Source organism: Delftia sp. WSY_10, assembly GCF_043104705.1.
GTDB classification, from domain to species: domain Bacteria; phylum Pseudomonadota; class Gammaproteobacteria; order Burkholderiales; family Burkholderiaceae_C; genus Comamonas; species Comamonas tsuruhatensis.
Map to the genome: position 1 here is coordinate 22,897 of NZ_JBICKY010000058.1, position 14,695 is coordinate 37,591.

The following is a 14,695-nucleotide window of genomic DNA, read 5'->3' on the forward strand; positions in this document are numbered from 1 at the left end:
GTCTTGTGGGGGCGTGCCGGCTGGACATTCAAAGCCTTCCCTGGCGGTGCAGCGATGCAATGAGGGAGGCAATGCCTTCGGGCGCCAGCGCCTGGGCCTGCGGCACGCGGGCCAGCGCCGCCAGCGGCATGGTGGGCATGCGGGCGCCGTCGGGCGCCTGCACCACGGCCAGGCCACCGGCGGCGTGCACGCTGGCCATGCCCTGCGCGCCGTCGTCATTGGCGCCGGACAGCAGCACCGCCAGCAGCCGCTCGCCATAGCAATCCGCAGCGGACTCGAACAGCACGTCGATGGAGGGCCGCGAAAAATGCCAGGGCGCATCCAGCGACAGCGCCAGCCGGGGGCCGCTGTCCACCAGCAGGTGATAGTCGGCCGGGGCGAAGTACAGGCACCCAGGCTCGATCCATTGCTGGTCCTGCACCTCGCGCACCGGCACGGCGCAGCGCGGGCCGAAGAGCTGGGCCAGCAGGCTGCGGCGATCGCGCGGCAGGTGCAGCACCACCAGCACCGAGGCGCGCAGGCTGGCCGGCAGCGCGGGCAGCACCACCGATAGCGCATCGAGCGCGCCGGCCGAGCCGCCGATCACGATGGCCTCGTAGGCTGTGGCGGCGTCGGAGGCGGGTGTGTTCGTGGTCACGGGCATCACAGCCCGGCCTTCTTGCGGTAGATGCGGTCCTCGAGCACGAAGTCCTCGAAGGCCTCCGAATGCCCTGAAAACCGCAGCGACTCCTTGGAGCCCAGCCCCAGGAATCCGCGATGGCACAGCGCATCGCGGAACAGGCCCAGCGCCCGGTCCTGCAGCTCGCGCTCGAAATAGATCAGCACGTTGCGGCAGGACACCAGGTGCATTTCGGCGAACACGCTGTCGGTGGCCAGGCTGTGGTCGGAGAACACCATGTGCTCGCGCAGCCCCTTGTCGAAGACCACGCGGCCGTAGCGCGCCGTGTAGTAGTGCGACAGCGAGCTGTGCCCGCCCGAGCGCGCATGGTTGTCGGTGAAGGCCGCCACGCGCGACATGTCGAACACGCCCTGCTCGGCCGCGCGCAGCGCATGCGGATTGATGTCGGTGGCATAGATCAGGGTGCGGTCCAGCAGGCCCTCTTCCTCCAGCAGGATGGCCAGCGAATACACCTCCTCGCCCGCGCTGCAGCCGGCCACCCAGACCTTGAGCGAGGGATAGGTGCGCAGCAGCGGCACCACCTCGGTGCGCAGCGCCCGGAAATAGCTCGGGTCGCGGAACATGTCGCTGACCTGGACCGTGAGGTATTCCAGCAGCGCCGGGAACACGCTTGCATCATGCAATACGCGGTCCTGCAGCTGCGACAGCGTCTGGCAGCCGAACTGCACCAGGGCCGTCTGCAGGCGCCGCTTGAGCGAGGCCTGGGCATAGCCCCGGAAGTCGTAGTGGTAGCGGTGGTAGATGGCGTCGATCAGCAGGCGCTGCTCGATGTCGGCGGTGCGGGCTTTTTTCATCGCCGGGCCGCCCCAAGATGAAAAGCGGCCCCCTCGGGGGGCAGCGGACCTTGCGCAGCAAGGGGGGCGTGGGGGCCATTTTTCATCGCCGGGCCGCCCCAAGATGAAAAAGCGGCCCCCTTGGGGGGCAGCGGACCTTGCGCAGCAAGGGGAGCGTGGGGGCTATTTTTCAGCTGAGGCATCGCGTCCTCCTTGCTACTTGGGCATCCACACCCGCACCAGCGACAGCAGCTTTTCCACGTCCAGCGGTTTGGCGATGTAGTCGTTGGCACCGGCGGCCAGGCATTTCTCCTGGTCGTCCTTCATGGCCTTGGCGGTCAGGGCGATGATGGGCAGGCGGCGCCATTGCGGCCGGTTGCGGATCTCGCGCATGGCGGTGTAGCCATCCATCTCGGGCATCATGATGTCCATCAGCACCAGGTCGATACCGGCCTGCGCCGCGCCGCGAGACTCCAGCGCCTCCAGCGCCTCGCGCCCGTTGCGCGCGATCTCCACGCGGATGCCCGTGGGCTCCAGGATGCTGGACAGCGCAAACACGTTGCGCACATCGTCTTCCACCACCAGCACCGTGCGCCCTTCCAGCGCAGACTCGCGGCTGCGCGCGACCTGCAGCATCTGGCGGTGCTCGGCCGACAGCTCCGACTCCACCTGGTGCAGGAACAGCGTGACCTCGTCGAGCAGGCGCTCGGGCGAGCGCGCGTCCTTGATGATGATGGACTTGGAAAAGCGCCGCAGCTGCTGCTCTTCATCGCGCGACAGCGCCCGGCCCGTGTAGACGATGACAGGCGGGAAGGAAACATCGTCCTGGTCCGTCATGCGCTGCAGCAGCTCGTAGCCGCTGATGTCAGGCAGGTTCAGGTCCATCACCATGCAGTCGAATGTGGAGCCGCGCAGATGATCCAGCGCGGCCGCCGCCGTGCCCGCGCAGACGATGTCCACATCGCTGCGGCTGAGCAGGTGGCGCACGCTCTCGCGCTGGCGCTCGTCATCCTCCACCACCAGCACGCGGCGCAGGTCCTGGGTGAACTTGGCCTCCAGCCGCTGCAGGGCGTGGACCAGTTCCTCGCGCTTGACGGGCTTGAGCGCGTAGCCGACGGCACCCCGCCCCATGGCTTCCTGCGAATAGTCCGCGACCGAGACCACGTGCACGGGAATGTGGCGCGTGGCCGGGTTGCGCTTGAGCTGGTCCAGCACGCCCAGGCCCGAGAAATCGGGCAGGTTGATATCGAGCACGATGGCGTTGGGCTGATTGTCGGCCGCCATGGACAGGCCGTCGGACGCCGTATTGGCCACGTCGCACTCGAAATCCATCTCGCGTGCCAGCTCCGACAGGATGTCCGCGAAGCGCAGGTCATCCTCGATCACGAGGATGCGGCGCCCGCTCTGACCCCTCTTGCGCAGGGCGTCCGTTGCCGCCGACGCGGCAGGTGCCATGGCAGGCGACATGGGCGGCGCGAACGCAGGTGCGGCGGGCGCAACGTTGGCCGTTGCGAGCACGGGCACGGACGACGCTGCCAAGGCCTCTCGCAGCCCCTGCGGCTGAGGCTGCGGTGCGGCAGTCGGGGCCGTGGCCGGGCCGGACTCGGCCGACTCCAGGCTCACGGGCACGGTCAGTGTGAAAACGCTGCCCTGGCCAGGCGTGCTGGAGACGGTCAGCGTGCCGCCCAGCAGCCCCGCCAGATCACGCGATATCGACAGGCCCAGGCCCGTGCCGCCGAACTTGCGGTGCGTGCTGCCATCGGCCTGGCGGAAGGCATCGAAGATGAATTGCTGCTGCTGCTCGGCAATGCCGATGCCGGTATCGCGCACCGCGAAAGACAGCATGCCCTGGGGCGCGCAGGACACCTGCAGGCCCACCGAGCCCTTGGCCGTGAACTTGAGCGCGTTGGACAACAGGTTCTTGAGCACCTGGGCCAGCCGCATGGGATCGGTCTGCATGGTGGCGGGCACGCCCGGGTCCACCGTCCAGGTCAGCTCCAGGCCCTTTTCGCGGGCAATCGGGCGCAACGGCTCCATCAGCGTCTGCAGCGCCGTGGCAATGGTCACGGGCTCGGCGACCACGGTGACCTGGCCGGCCTCGATCTTGGACAGGTCCAGGATGTCGTTGATCAGCGCCAGCAGGTCGCTGCCTGCGGCGTGGATGGTCTGCGCGTACTTGATCTGCTCGGCCTGCAGATTGCCCGGCCTGTTGTCGGCCAGCAGCTTGGCCAGGATCAGGGTGGAGTTCAGCGGCGTGCGCAGTTCGTGGCTCATATTGGCCAGGAACTCGCTCTTGTACTGGCTGGCCAGCTCCAGCTCGCGGGCCTTGTCGGTCAGCGCGCCCTGGGCGCGCAGCAACTGCTCGCGCTGGTACTCCAGCTGCTGCGTCTGCTCTTCCAGGTGGGCATTGGTCTGCTCCAGCTCGGTCTGCTGGTGCTCCATCTGGGTCTGCGACTCCTGCAGGATGCGGCTTTGCTGCTCCAGCTCCTCGTTGCTCACGCGCAGCTCTTCCTGCTGGGCTTGCAGCTCTTCCGACTGGCGGCGCGTTTCCTCCAGCAAGGTCTCCAGGCGCGAACGGTCCAGGCCCGAGCGAATGGCCACGGCCAGCGATTCGGAGGCGCGCTCCAGCAGGCTGCGCTCGGCTTCGCCCACGGGGCGCAGAAAGCCCAGTTCGATCACGGCGAACACTTCGCCGTTTTCCATGGCGGGCACCAGCATCAGCTGCAAGGGGCTGGACTGGCCGGTGCCCGAGGAAATCTGCAAATGCTGGGCAGGCACATCGCTGACATGCAGCAGCTTGCGCGACGCGGCCGCCTGGCCCGCCAGCCCCTCGCCGGGCAGCAGCTTTTGCTGCAGTCGCTCGCGCGGCAGGGCATAGCCGCCGAACAGGCGCAACCCGCCATCGGCGCAGTCCACCACATAGCCGGCGCCCACATCGGCACGCAAATAGTTGGCCAGGTACTCCAGCGCCTTCTGGCCCAGGTCTTCCAGCCGGTGGTCTCCCTGCAACTGCTGCCCCAGGCCGGAAAGACCGGACGTCACCCACGACTGGCGGGCCTTGACGCGGTACTCGCGCACCGTCAGCGCGGCCGATGCCAGGATCAGGCCCAGCAGGATGAGGGAGCCGCCCCAGGAATAGTAGGTCGAGGTGGTGGATGCCTCCACCCACAGCTGGCGACGCTGGGCCAGCTCCCGTGTCTGGTGCGTGTAGAGGTCGTCGATCAGCTCGCGCAGCCGGTCCATGGCGTTCTTGCCCACGTCCAGGCGCACCAGGGCCATGGCGGCGTCCAGATCGCCGGACTTGCGCAGGTCTATGGTCTCCTGCAGCTCGCGCAGCTTCTGGGCCGATATCTCCTCGATCTGCGCCAGCAGCCGGTGCTGGTCGGAGTCATTGGAAGTGCGCGCCTTGAGCGCCTCCAGCTGCTGCATCAGCACATCGCGTGCCTGCTGGTAGGGTTGCAGGTAGGCCGGGTCGCCCGTGAGCAGAAAACCGCGCTGCCCGGTCTCAGCGTCCTTGAGCGAAGCATTGAGCTGGCTGAGCTGGCGCATGGCCAGTGTCGTGCGGTCCATGGCCACCACGGCCTGGCCTCGCGTCTCAGACGCCCTGAAATTGACGAAGGCAATGACCAGGGTGGCCAGTGCCGCCGCGCCAAAGCCGGCAACAAGTGTCCATGGAATGGCAAAGCGCTGGGTGCTCTGATTGCGGGAGGATCGTGGCATGCAGTGGAGTTTCTGGCAGGAAGGGACGGGGAAATCCGCCAAGGACTGTAAACGTTTTGCGCAGCCCTCGGCAGCACTGTGGCGCAGCTTGCGCTGGTTTCGGCGGCGCGCGACGCCCGCAGGCGCCATTGCAGCCGTTAACATGGCCCGATACTCTCCTTCCGGCACCCCGCTGCGGGCGTCGGCCCACTTTCCAGGACCCATTGCATGAAAACCTTTGCCATCACCGTCGCATCGCTGGCCGCTGCCGCTTCGCTGGTGTCCACCAGCGCCAGCGCTGCGGCTTCGATCTTCCTCAACGACACCATCGCCGCGCGCATTCCCGCCAGGGACCTGCCCGATGCCAAGGCCGCCGTGGCCAAGGTGCTCAACGAGGCCGCCGACGGCTCCGTGACCGAATGGACCAGCGGCCCGAACCGAACCAACCAGCGCGTGACGTTGGCCTTGCAGCCGCAGCAGACCGTGCAGACCGGGACGGCCGGAAGCTGCCGCCTGCTGTCGGCCGATGTGCGCCTGAAAAAGACCTCGGAAAACTGGCGCTTCTGGTTCTGCAAGCAGTCCGACGGATCGTGGAAGGCCAGCGGCAGCCAGCCCTGAGCAAGGATTGCGGTGGTCGGCGACCGGGAATCCGGCATGGACCTACGCCACCAGCCCTGGGCGCGTGGGAGCATGTCGGCCGGAAGATAGACCACCGGAGAACAACCATGCCCCATGAATTTGTGCATGCCACGACACTTGCCAGACGGCTGGCCCTGGGCGTCGCCGCAAGCTCTTTGCTGACGCTGGCCGCCTGCTCGGGCGAGACCTCGTCGCAGCGCGCGGGATTTCCCATGGCCGAAGTGCCGCGCTTCAACCAGCCGCCACCGGACAAGCCCCTGCTGGGCCAGCCCGTGATCACGGCCGAGCAGGTCATGCCCCATGCCAAGGGCGACCCGCATGAGCCGTTGCCGGCCGCCGCGCCGCTGCCCGCCCGGGCGTCTGAACCGGCAAGCGGGTCAGGTGCCACCAACAAGGAAGATGCAGGCGGCGTGAATCCGGCCGCCGGCCAGGCCGCCGCCATCACCGACGGCCAGGGAGAGGGCTCCAAGTACGAGCTGGGCGCCCCCAAGTAACCTGGCCGGGCTCAGAACGAGGTCCAGTCCCCATCGTCCTTGCCAGTGGCGGGCACGGACTGCCGGGAGGCCGGCAGCTTGGCGGCTGCAGGCTTGGCGGCGGGTGCGCCCGGGGACGCAGCAGCCGCAGGCGCGGCCAGCGGCCTGGCAGGAGCGCGCATCTGCGCTGCCGCAGGCTGTGCACGCCCGGCAGGGGCCGGGGCTGGGGCCACCGCCGGACGAGCGGACGCCGCGCCCTCGATACGGAATACGCTCACTGCAGCGGCCAGCTGGTGCACCTGGGATTTGAGCGAGCCGGTTGCAGCGGCCGCCTCTTCGACCAGCGCCGCATTCTGCTGTGTCACCGTGTCCATCTGCGAAATCGCCTGGTGCACCTGGTTGATGCCGCTGCTCTGCTCCTGGCTGGCGGCGGTGATCTCGGCCACCAGGTCGCTGACCTGCTGCACGCTTTGCACGATGCCGTCCATGGTGCGTCCGGCCTCGGCCACTTGGCGCGTGCCCGCCTCCACCTTGGAGACCGAGTCGGCAATCAGGTCCTTGATGTCCTTGGCCGCCGAGGCGCTGCGCTGCGCCAGCGCGCGCACCTCACCGGCCACCACGGCAAAGCCGCGGCCCTGCTCGCCGGCGCGCGCCGCTTCCACGGCGGCGTTCAGCGCCAGGATGTTGGTCTGGAAGGCAATGGAGTCGATCACGCCGATGATGTCGGCAATCTTGCGGCTGGACTCGCTGATGCCGCCCATGGTGTCCACCACGCCCGCCACCACCTTGCCGCCCTGCACGGCTGTCTGCGACGCCGAAGCGGCCAGCTGATTGGCCTGGCGCGCGTTCTCTGCGTTCTGCTTGACCGTGCTGGTCAGCTCCTCCATGGCAGCGGCCGTCTGCTCCAGCGAGCTGGCCTGCTGCTCGGTGCGCGAGGACAGGTCCTGGTTGCCCGCGTCGATCTCGCCCGAAGCTGTGGCAATGCTGTCGGCACCCGAGCGCACCTGCCCCACGACCTGGGCCAGGTTGTCGTTCATCTGGCGCAGCGCCTGCAGCAACTGGCCGGTTTCGTCGCGCGAATCGACGGTGATGCGGCTGGTCAGATCGTTGTTGGCCACGGTGCGCGCCACGCGCAGGGCCTCGGCCAGCGGCCTGGTGATGCCGCGCGTGATCCACCAGGCGGCCAGCGCGCCCAGCACAAAGGCCAGCGAGACCACCGTGATGATGGCGGCTCGGCTGGCCGAGAAGCGCACCAGCACATCGGCGGCGGAGCTGTCGATGGCCGCGCGCTGCATGTCCAGCAGGCGCTGGACCATGTCGATATAGCGCTGCGTGGCGGGCTGGTATTGCTGGGTGAACAGGCGCTCGGCGTCTTCGGCGCGGCCCTCGGCCTTGGCCTTGGTCACCACGTCGCGGCCCGCCAGATAGCCGGCGCGCGCCTTCTTGATCTCGACCCAGATGTCCTTTTCCTCCTGGGTCTGCAGCAGCGGCTCGATGCGGTCCTGCAGATTGCTGGACTGGCGCGAGGACTCGGCTGCGTCTTCGGCGAAGAAGGTGGCCAGCGAGGGATCGCTGCTCTTGGCAATGGCCGTGGTGCGGCGCGAACCCGAGTGGATGTTGCGGAACCAGTCGCTGATCATCCGCTCCTTGGCCAGGGCCACCTCGGTGATTTCCGTGGTCGAGCGGGCCATGTGCCCCATGCTGACGATGCTGGTGACACTGATGAGCAGCATGATCAGCAAAAGAATGGTGAAACCGCCTCCGAGACGAAGGCCTATGCGCAGATTTTTCATGATGGGGAAACAGGATGCGGGACGGAAACGCGGCAAAAACTAGTTCTTGAGGTAGGCGTCCAGCACCATGCGATTCCAGTTGGCCGAGCCGACCAGGGAATCGCCGAGCTTCTCGGCCGTCGCCACCACGGCGCTTTGCTGCTGCTGCAGCGCCTTGACCCGGTCGCCCAGGCTTGCCATGGACGAACTCAGCCGGCTGCCCGTGGACAGTGCATCGTTGGCGCTGTTTTCCACCGCCTTGCCAATGCCGGCCAGGGCCGAGGTCACGCCTGCGGGATCTGTGGCCATGGACTTTTCCAGGGCCTTGGCGTCCACCGCCAGCGTGCCGTCCTGGCGCTGGACGATGCCGATCCTGGCCAGGCTGGGCGAAGTCGCGCTGCCCGTGACACTCATGATGGCCGCACGCAGCTCGCGCAGCGCGCGGGTGGCACCCACATCGGTGGTGGAGCCGGCGGCCGCGCTGGCATTGCCCTTGGCCGCGCTGGCGTTGTAGCGCGCCACCAGCTTTTCCAGCGCACCTTGAACCGACTGGGTGGTGCTGGTCGCCGTGAGGGCCGCCATCTCCTTGCCCGCCGTGGCCAGATCCACCAGGGACGACTTGAACTGCCCCAGCGCCGACAGCGAGGTAGAGCCCGCCTGGGCCTGGGCCGCAATGCGCTCGTGTGCCTTGGACAGCGAAGGCGCCAGCTTGCGGACTTTCTCCGCTTCGGTGGTCTCCGTCTTGGTGCTGTCCGTCTTCGTGGCGCCGGCCTGCGCATCGCTCTTCTTGATGGCCGAGTCCGAAGCCGTCTGCGCCGTGGTGCTGCTGTTGAGCCTGGACTGGGCTCGGGCCAACAGGCTTTGCACATTCAGGTTGTCGGTTCTGATGCTCATGTTCTCTTCCCTGTAAGTTTGCGGATGGTGCGGGCGCAGGGCCCGTCCACGGTTTGGCAGGGAGACTACCGGGACGCCGCCGCCGCAATGCAGGGATAAGCGGGCCGCTTACCCGCGACTTGCAGCCTTTGCCGGGCCGGATGCACGCCCGCCTTCGCCCAGCGGCCCGTGCGCCCATGAAAAAGGGCCTCCGAAGAGGCCCGTTCCACACATCCCGACCATCAAGCCGTCTGCTGCAGGGCTCCATAGCGCTCGCGCGCCGTCTGCAGCATGTAGAAGGTGATGCGCTTGACCTCGGCACGGCTGTCGGCGATGTGCTGCTTCAGGCAGGACTGGGCCAGCGCGGCATCGCCGGCCTCGATGGCGGCAAGAATGGCGGCATGGTCGTCATAGGTTGCCGAGACGCGCGGCAGCTTGATCACATCCAGGCGGCGGATGATGCGGATGCGCTCTGTAATGTCCAGGTGGATGCGCGCCATCTCCTGGTTGCCGGTCGCGGCCACCAGGCCGGTATGGAAGGCCTCGTCCAGCGAGGCCACGACGGCGGGGTCGGTCTCGCGCTGCTCCTCGGGCACGCACCAGACTTCGCGCAGCGGCTGCAATGACTGCAGCGATTCGCCCACCAGGCTGGCCACGGCGCTGGTCTCCATCAGGGTGCGCACCTCGTACAGATCCTCGAAGTACTTGAAGTCGAAGGCCTTGATCTGCCATCCGCTCTTGAAGTGCACATCCACATAGCCATCGCGCTGCAACCAGAACAGCGCCTGGCGCACGGGCGTGCGGCTGACCTGCATGCGCGTGGCGATCTCGCCTTCGCTGAAACGGTCGCCAGGCAGCAGGCGGAAATCGAAGATGTCGTTCTTCAGGCAGGCGTAGATCTGCGCAGCCAGCGAATGCGCGCTGCTTGCAGGCCCCTGGCGCGTCTCGCACACCGGCGAGGAAACAACCGCGATGCTCATGCGACTGCCACGCCTGCTGGAGCACGCAGGCCTTGCCGCTGGCCGCCGTCAGGGGCTGGCAACGACATGCCCGGAGCCCTGAAGAAGGGCCAGGCCTTGCCTTCGACACCGGACTCGCGCATGGCCGAAGACAGGGTATACGCCGACCGTAGCAGCAATACCATTGCCTGATTTGCGATCAGGCAATGGGCAATGGTCCATTCACGCATTTAGTACTCTTTCTTGTACACAAGTTGGCAGTGGGATTTATTAAAGAAACGAATTGCGTTTTAATAATTGGACCTACAAGAATATCCTCGACAACGGCCGATCTTCGTGTATGCTCCGCGACTTGCCGCCGCAAAGGCCATACACACCATAGCGTTTGGCAGCCCCCGGCACCAGGCATTCAAAGTGACTGGACCAACACCAACAGGAACCCACTCGCGGTAATCCTGCGCATATTTGCGCCAATCCATTTTTTCCAGAGAGTTTCTGCACACACCTGGTGCAACGAGCGCATCAATTCCCCATGCCTGCGGCCATGGGTTTGTGTATTTGTTAAATATTGCAAGATATTGAGGCATTCAGCCTCTGACAGGAATGGAAGGCAGCCTTCTGTCAAGGAACTGACATGTGAATCTGCTAGCAGCGGCCTTTGCGTGCAGAGACAAGGCACGTCCTGCCCGATATTCCATCCACCGCTCGATTCCAGCTTTCCATACTGGAAAGCCTCCATCGATGGATGGAGGCCATATTCCCGCTCATCCACGGCAAACCCACGCCGGATGCATCCGACGCGGGTTTGCCGCAGCAGCAAGCCTGCGCAAGAAGACTCAGGCTTCGCGGTTTTCCTTGATGTTGAAGCCCATCTGGCTCTCGGCGCCCTTGCCGCCCTGGTTGGTCTGTTCCCAGTACTGGGTCTTGACCTTGGCAGCCTGGAACGAGTAGTTGACAGTCACGGTGTCAGAGGAGTTGGCGCCGCTGACGGTCACGTTCGTCACCATGACGTCGGTCAGGGTGATCTTGGTGAACTCGATCTGCGAGCCACCGGCCTTGCACAGCGAAATATCGACCTGGCCCAGGTGCTTGCCCGTGGCGCAGTGCTTGAGCACGGCGGGGTAGCACTTGTCCACCTTGGCGATGACGTTCAGGTCATGGAAGCTCACCTTGCCGGCGCCGGCACCGCCGCCGCTGGCCATGGTGTTGGGCTGGGTCGCGCCCCAGGTGAAGGAGTCGATGTCGGTCCAGCCCTTGTGGTTGGAATCCTGGGATTCGCCACTGGCGCCCTCGACCTTCATGAACATATCAACGGACATTGCACACCTCTCGAATTAATGGATTAAACGTTCGCATGCAACCCAATAGACCGACTGCATCGGATGGTTCACACGCGAACAAAGGGGAAAACCACTCCCGGGCAGAGCGCACGAAACCGATTCACTGAACATGTGATTCAGATCAGTGCGGCGCATACCCTGGATGGTCAAGGAATGTATTGACAATCGCCTGCAATCCTCACTGTCGTGAACCGCCCTCCTTTGTTGGAGCCGCGATGATAGTGGATAAGATCGGAAAAATACAAACAATTGGCCCGACTGAATTGTTACGGCCGATACATCTGAAAAAAAATGTATCCATCGCTTATCCATTCGATACGTGTCATGGCTTTTTGCAGAACTCAAGCTACACTCACGCCGCATTCGGAGTCCGATTGAAATACGATCTTGTATTCATGACGAGTCCATGACGTTCGTCTTTGGCCCCCGGCTTCAGACAATTGGCTGATCGAGGAAAGCCAGCGGTTGCATAGACAGATTGCCGGTGCGATGCCGGCTTTGTGCTTGTCCAATGGCCTCGAACAGATTCGGCACCCTGGCACTGCGACAGACCTCGCCCGCCAGCGTGTGAAACAACATCTTGGGTGGGATTGCATGGATAGCGAAGCAGCATGTTCGACCAACTGCCTTCCGGCAGGTGTCCAGATTGGCGAATACCGCGTGCTCGATGTCATCGGCGAAGGCGGTTTCGGCATCGTCTACAAGGCCCGCGACCTCTCGCTGGACCGCGAGGTCGCGATCAAGGAGTACATGCCTTCGGCACTGGCCGGACGGCAAAGCTCCCATCAGGTGCATGTGCGCTCGCAGCACCGTGGCGCCTTCGACGCCGGGCTGCGCAGCTTCATCAACGAGGCCCGCCTGCTGGCGCGCTTCTCCCACCCCACCCTGGTGCATGTCTACCGCTTCTTCGAAGCCGGCGGCACGGCCTACATGGTGATGCGCCACTACGAGGGCCAGACGCTGGGCCAGGTGCTGAAGGCATCGTCCGGCCGCATGGATCAGGCCGGGCTCAGCGCGCTGCTGATCCCCTTGCTGGACGTGCTGGAAGTGCTGCATGCGCAAGACTGCTTCCACCGCGACATCGCGCCGGACAACATCTTCGTGCAGCGCGATGGCAGCCCCGTGCTGCTGGATTTCGGCGCCGCGCGCCGCATCATCGGCGACATGACCCAGGCGCTGACCATGGTGCTCAAGCCCGGTTTTGCGCCCATCGAGCAATACGTGGACGACGGCGCCATGCCCCAGGGCGCGTGGACGGACATCTACCAGGTCGGCGCACTGATCCACCAGGCCGCCACGGGCCGCATCCCGGCCACCTCGGTCGCGCGCATGGTCACCGATCCCATGCAGCCGCTGACCTCCGAACAGGTCCCGGGCTACTCCGACGCTTTCCTGCAGGGCATGCAAAGGGCGCTGGCCGTTCGCCCCCAGGACCGCCCCCAATCCATTGCCGAGCTGCGCAGCCTGCTGGGCCTGTCCACCGACGCCCGGGCAGCGCCTGCGCCGGGGGAGCCCAGCCCCATCTACATCCCGATCACGCCGCCTGCGTCCGTACAGGCCGCCATGGCCACCCAGTCGGCAGCCGTGCAGGCGCCGCGCTTCGTGCCGATCACGGAAATCTTCGTTCCTGCAGCAGCGCCGCAGGCAGCGCCCGCGGCCACAGCCATGCCCGTGCCTGCGGTCCCGCCTGTTGCATCTGTTGCATCGGTCCCTCCTGTCGCCACGGTCGCACCGGTGCCGCCCGCTCCCACCGCGCCTGGGGGTTTGGCAACAGGCGGCCCTGTCCAGCCATCTGCAGCCGCAGCCGCGCCCCAGATGACGCCTCAGGCATCTGCCGCCGATCCCATGGGCCTGGACAACGGTCCGTACATCGACATCGACCAGGCACTGCCCCCCGCTCAGCCTGCGCAGCCCCCGGTTCAGGCGCAGGCGCCTGCATCCCAACAGCCCGCCTCCGCACCCGCCGTTCAGGGCGCGCCCGCAGGGGTGCAGCCTCCGGCCGCTGCCGTCCAGGCAGTGCCCAAGGCCAGGCGCAGCGGCATGGCCGTGCCGATGGCCATCGGCGCCCTGGTGCTGGCGGCCATCGCGGGCGGCGGCGTGCTGTGGTACGACCATTCCCAGGACCAGGCCCGTGCCAAGACCCTGGCAGCCCGCGACAGCCTGGCATGGCAGCAGGCGCAAAGCCAGTCCAGCCTGGCCCGCCTGCAGGACTACCTGGACAGCTTCCCCGAAGGACAGCACCGCACCGAGGCCCAGGCGCTGCTCAAGCAGTTGCTCAACGAGGCCTCGCTGGCCTCCACGGAGCAGGTGCAGCCGATGACCCCGCCGGAGCAGGCCGCGCTGGCTGAACTCCCCCCTTCCCAGCCCGAGCAAGGGGCGCCCGTCGCCCCCGTCACGGTGGCCGCGGTGCCCGAGCCGTTGCCCACCGAGCCGCCCAAGACCGAAGCCCGCCCCGCCAAGCCCGCAGCGGCCACAGGCAAGGTGGTGTTCCGGGTCGTGCCCTGGGGCTATGTCTCCGTGAACCGCGCCCCGGCACGGACCAGCCCGCCGCTGACCCAGATGGAGTTGCCGGAGGGCGAGTACCGCATCGACATCAGCAACCCGGGTGCGGCCTCTACGGTGACCAAGACCATCACGGTCACCAAGGGCGAGTCGGTGACCGTGAACCATCTTTTCGAATGAGCGCGGCGCATGGCTCGACTGATGAACCACCGCTGGCGATGGATGCTGTGCACTGCAGTGCTCGGCCTGCCCTGCCTGGCGCATTCCCAGGCGGCATGCGAGGAGGCCGCGCCGGCCCAAACCGGCTCGGCAGGACGCCCGCAGCTGGCGCAGGGCATTGCGCTGTTCGAGGCGCGCGACCTGGCCCAGGCCGAGCGTGCGCTGCAGGCTGCGCTGTTTGGCGGGCTGGCGGATCCCATGGAGCGGGCCTCCGCCCACAAGTACCTGGCCTACACCTATTGCACGCACAAGGAATGGGCGCGCTGCGAGGCCGCCTTCGACGCCGCGTTCGCCGCCCACCCCGGCTTTGCGCTGCAGGCCTACGAGACCACGGGTACGCCGTGGCGGGACGCCTACAGCCGCGCCCAGGAACGCTGGACCCAGCGCTGCCCTGCCGCCCAACGGCTGCGCGTGGCAACCGCAGCGCCCACGGCCGGCGGCTTTGCACTGAACAGCCGCGTGATCACATCGATCACCGCACTGACATCGGGCTCGGCCCCGGTGCGCTCCGCCGCACTGGCCGCACGGCCTGAGACGCCACGGACAGATCACAACCTGCGCCTGAGGGTCAGCCCCTGGGCCAACGTGCTGATCAACGGCAAGCCGTCCGGCGTCACCCCTCCCGTCGTGCTGCTCAAGCTGGCGCCAGGCTCCCACACGGTGGAACTGCGCAACCCCGGCTTCGAGAGCTATCGGCAGGTGATCCGCATCACCGACGGCCAGTCGGTGACCCTTTCCCATGACTTTGATGCCCGATGACCATGTCC

Annotated in this window: 12 protein-coding genes; 4 read left to right on the top strand and 8 right to left on the bottom strand. The window is 66.4% G+C overall.

The window, feature by feature from the left end:
• Positions 1–28: 28 nt before the first annotated feature.
• The 3 genes from ACF8ML_RS28320 to ACF8ML_RS28330 all read right to left on the bottom strand — a co-directional run bounded on the left by ACF8ML_RS28320 (position 29) and on the right by ACF8ML_RS28330 (position 5,172).
• Entirely contained in the window at positions 29–643 is a 615-nt protein-coding gene (locus ACF8ML_RS28320) for a chemotaxis protein CheB (protein ID WP_016446969.1), read from the bottom strand.
• Entirely contained in the window at positions 643–1,473 is an 831-nt protein-coding gene (locus tag ACF8ML_RS28325; RefSeq protein WP_016446970.1) for a protein-glutamate O-methyltransferase CheR, read from the bottom strand. Before ACF8ML_RS28325 ends, ACF8ML_RS28320 begins: the two co-directional genes overlap by 1 nt.
• A gap of 195 nt (positions 1,474–1,668) precedes the next feature.
• A complete protein-coding gene (locus ACF8ML_RS28330; RefSeq protein WP_017407004.1) occupies positions 1,669–5,172 on the bottom strand; it encodes a response regulator in 3,504 nt (1,167 codons plus the stop codon).
• Positions 5,173–5,379: 207 nt separating this feature from the next.
• On the opposite strand from ACF8ML_RS28330, the gene ACF8ML_RS28335 reads away from it, so the two are divergent.
• Both ACF8ML_RS28335 and ACF8ML_RS28340 read left to right on the top strand, forming a co-directional pair.
• Entirely contained in the window at positions 5,380–5,769 is a 390-nt protein-coding gene (locus ACF8ML_RS28335; protein ID WP_017407005.1) for a hypothetical protein, read from the top strand.
• 107 nt (positions 5,770–5,876) lie between these two features.
• On the top strand, positions 5,877–6,284 hold the full coding sequence (locus tag ACF8ML_RS28340) for a hypothetical protein (protein WP_034367181.1): 408 nt from the start codon (positions 5,877–5,879) through the stop codon (positions 6,282–6,284).
• Between the two features lie 11 nt (positions 6,285–6,295).
• Here the strand turns inward: ACF8ML_RS28340 and ACF8ML_RS28345 are convergent, their stop codons facing one another.
• The 5 genes from ACF8ML_RS28345 to ACF8ML_RS28365 all read right to left on the bottom strand — a co-directional run bounded on the left by ACF8ML_RS28345 (position 6,296) and on the right by ACF8ML_RS28365 (position 11,186).
• Positions 6,296–8,056, bottom strand: a complete 1,761-nt coding sequence (locus ACF8ML_RS28345) for a methyl-accepting chemotaxis protein (RefSeq protein ID WP_392408578.1) — start codon at positions 8,054–8,056, stop codon at positions 6,296–6,298.
• A 39-nt stretch (positions 8,057–8,095) separates the two neighbouring features.
• Positions 8,096–8,929, bottom strand: coding sequence for a flagellar filament capping protein FliD (fliD, locus tag ACF8ML_RS28350; RefSeq protein ID WP_017407064.1), 834 nt, complete (start codon positions 8,927–8,929; stop codon positions 8,096–8,098).
• 221 nt (positions 8,930–9,150) lie between these two features.
• Positions 9,151–9,888: a GntR family transcriptional regulator gene (locus ACF8ML_RS28355; protein WP_016453385.1), complete on the bottom strand. Its 738-nt coding sequence runs from the start codon at positions 9,886–9,888 to the stop codon at positions 9,151–9,153.
• Positions 9,885–10,097: a hypothetical protein gene (locus tag ACF8ML_RS28360; RefSeq protein ID WP_151019488.1), complete on the bottom strand. Its 213-nt coding sequence runs from the start codon at positions 10,095–10,097 to the stop codon at positions 9,885–9,887. The genes ACF8ML_RS28355 and ACF8ML_RS28360 overlap by 4 nt, the downstream gene beginning before the upstream one ends.
• Positions 10,098–10,703: 606 nt before the next feature.
• Positions 10,704–11,186, bottom strand: a complete 483-nt coding sequence (locus ACF8ML_RS28365; protein WP_016446977.1) for a type VI secretion system tube protein Hcp — start codon at positions 11,184–11,186, stop codon at positions 10,704–10,706.
• 615 nt (positions 11,187–11,801) lie between these two features.
• Between ACF8ML_RS28365 and ACF8ML_RS28370 the strand changes: the two genes are divergently transcribed.
• A complete protein-coding gene (locus ACF8ML_RS28370) occupies positions 11,802–13,889 on the top strand; it encodes a serine/threonine-protein kinase (RefSeq protein ID WP_047328077.1) in 2,088 nt (695 codons plus the stop codon).
• 9 nt (positions 13,890–13,898) lie between these two features.
• Positions 13,899–14,687 (top strand): PEGA domain-containing protein, encoded by a 789-nt coding sequence (locus tag ACF8ML_RS28375; protein ID WP_016446979.1) that lies wholly within the window; start codon positions 13,899–13,901, stop codon positions 14,685–14,687.
• The last annotated feature ends 8 nt before the right edge of the window (positions 14,688–14,695 follow it).

Excerpts from the sequence above, each read along its gene's own strand:
- ACF8ML_RS28360 (WP_151019488.1), bottom strand. The coding sequence starts at position 10,097 with ATGCGTGAATGGACCATTGCCCATTGCCTGATCGCAAATCAGGCAATG.
- ACF8ML_RS28320 (WP_016446969.1), bottom strand. The coding sequence starts at position 643 with ATGCCCGTGACCACGAACACACCCGCCTCCGACGCCGCCACAGCCTAC.
- ACF8ML_RS28345 (WP_392408578.1), bottom strand. The coding sequence starts at position 8,056 with ATGAAAAATCTGCGCATAGGCCTTCGTCTCGGAGGCGGTTTCACCATT.
- ACF8ML_RS28330 (WP_017407004.1), bottom strand. The coding sequence starts at position 5,172 with ATGCCACGATCCTCCCGCAATCAGAGCACCCAGCGCTTTGCCATTCCA.
- ACF8ML_RS28325 (WP_016446970.1), bottom strand. The coding sequence starts at position 1,473 with ATGAAAAAAGCCCGCACCGCCGACATCGAGCAGCGCCTGCTGATCGAC.
- ACF8ML_RS28335 (WP_017407005.1), top strand. The coding sequence starts at position 5,380 with ATGAAAACCTTTGCCATCACCGTCGCATCGCTGGCCGCTGCCGCTTCG.
- ACF8ML_RS28370 (WP_047328077.1), top strand. The coding sequence starts at position 11,802 with ATGGATAGCGAAGCAGCATGTTCGACCAACTGCCTTCCGGCAGGTGTC.
- fliD (WP_017407064.1), bottom strand. The coding sequence starts at position 8,929 with ATGAGCATCAGAACCGACAACCTGAATGTGCAAAGCCTGTTGGCCCGA.
- ACF8ML_RS28340 (WP_034367181.1), top strand. The coding sequence starts at position 5,877 with ATGCCCCATGAATTTGTGCATGCCACGACACTTGCCAGACGGCTGGCC.
- ACF8ML_RS28355 (WP_016453385.1), bottom strand. The coding sequence starts at position 9,888 with ATGAGCATCGCGGTTGTTTCCTCGCCGGTGTGCGAGACGCGCCAGGGG.
- ACF8ML_RS28365 (WP_016446977.1), bottom strand. The coding sequence starts at position 11,186 with ATGTCCGTTGATATGTTCATGAAGGTCGAGGGCGCCAGTGGCGAATCC.
- ACF8ML_RS28375 (WP_016446979.1), top strand. The coding sequence starts at position 13,899 with ATGGCTCGACTGATGAACCACCGCTGGCGATGGATGCTGTGCACTGCA.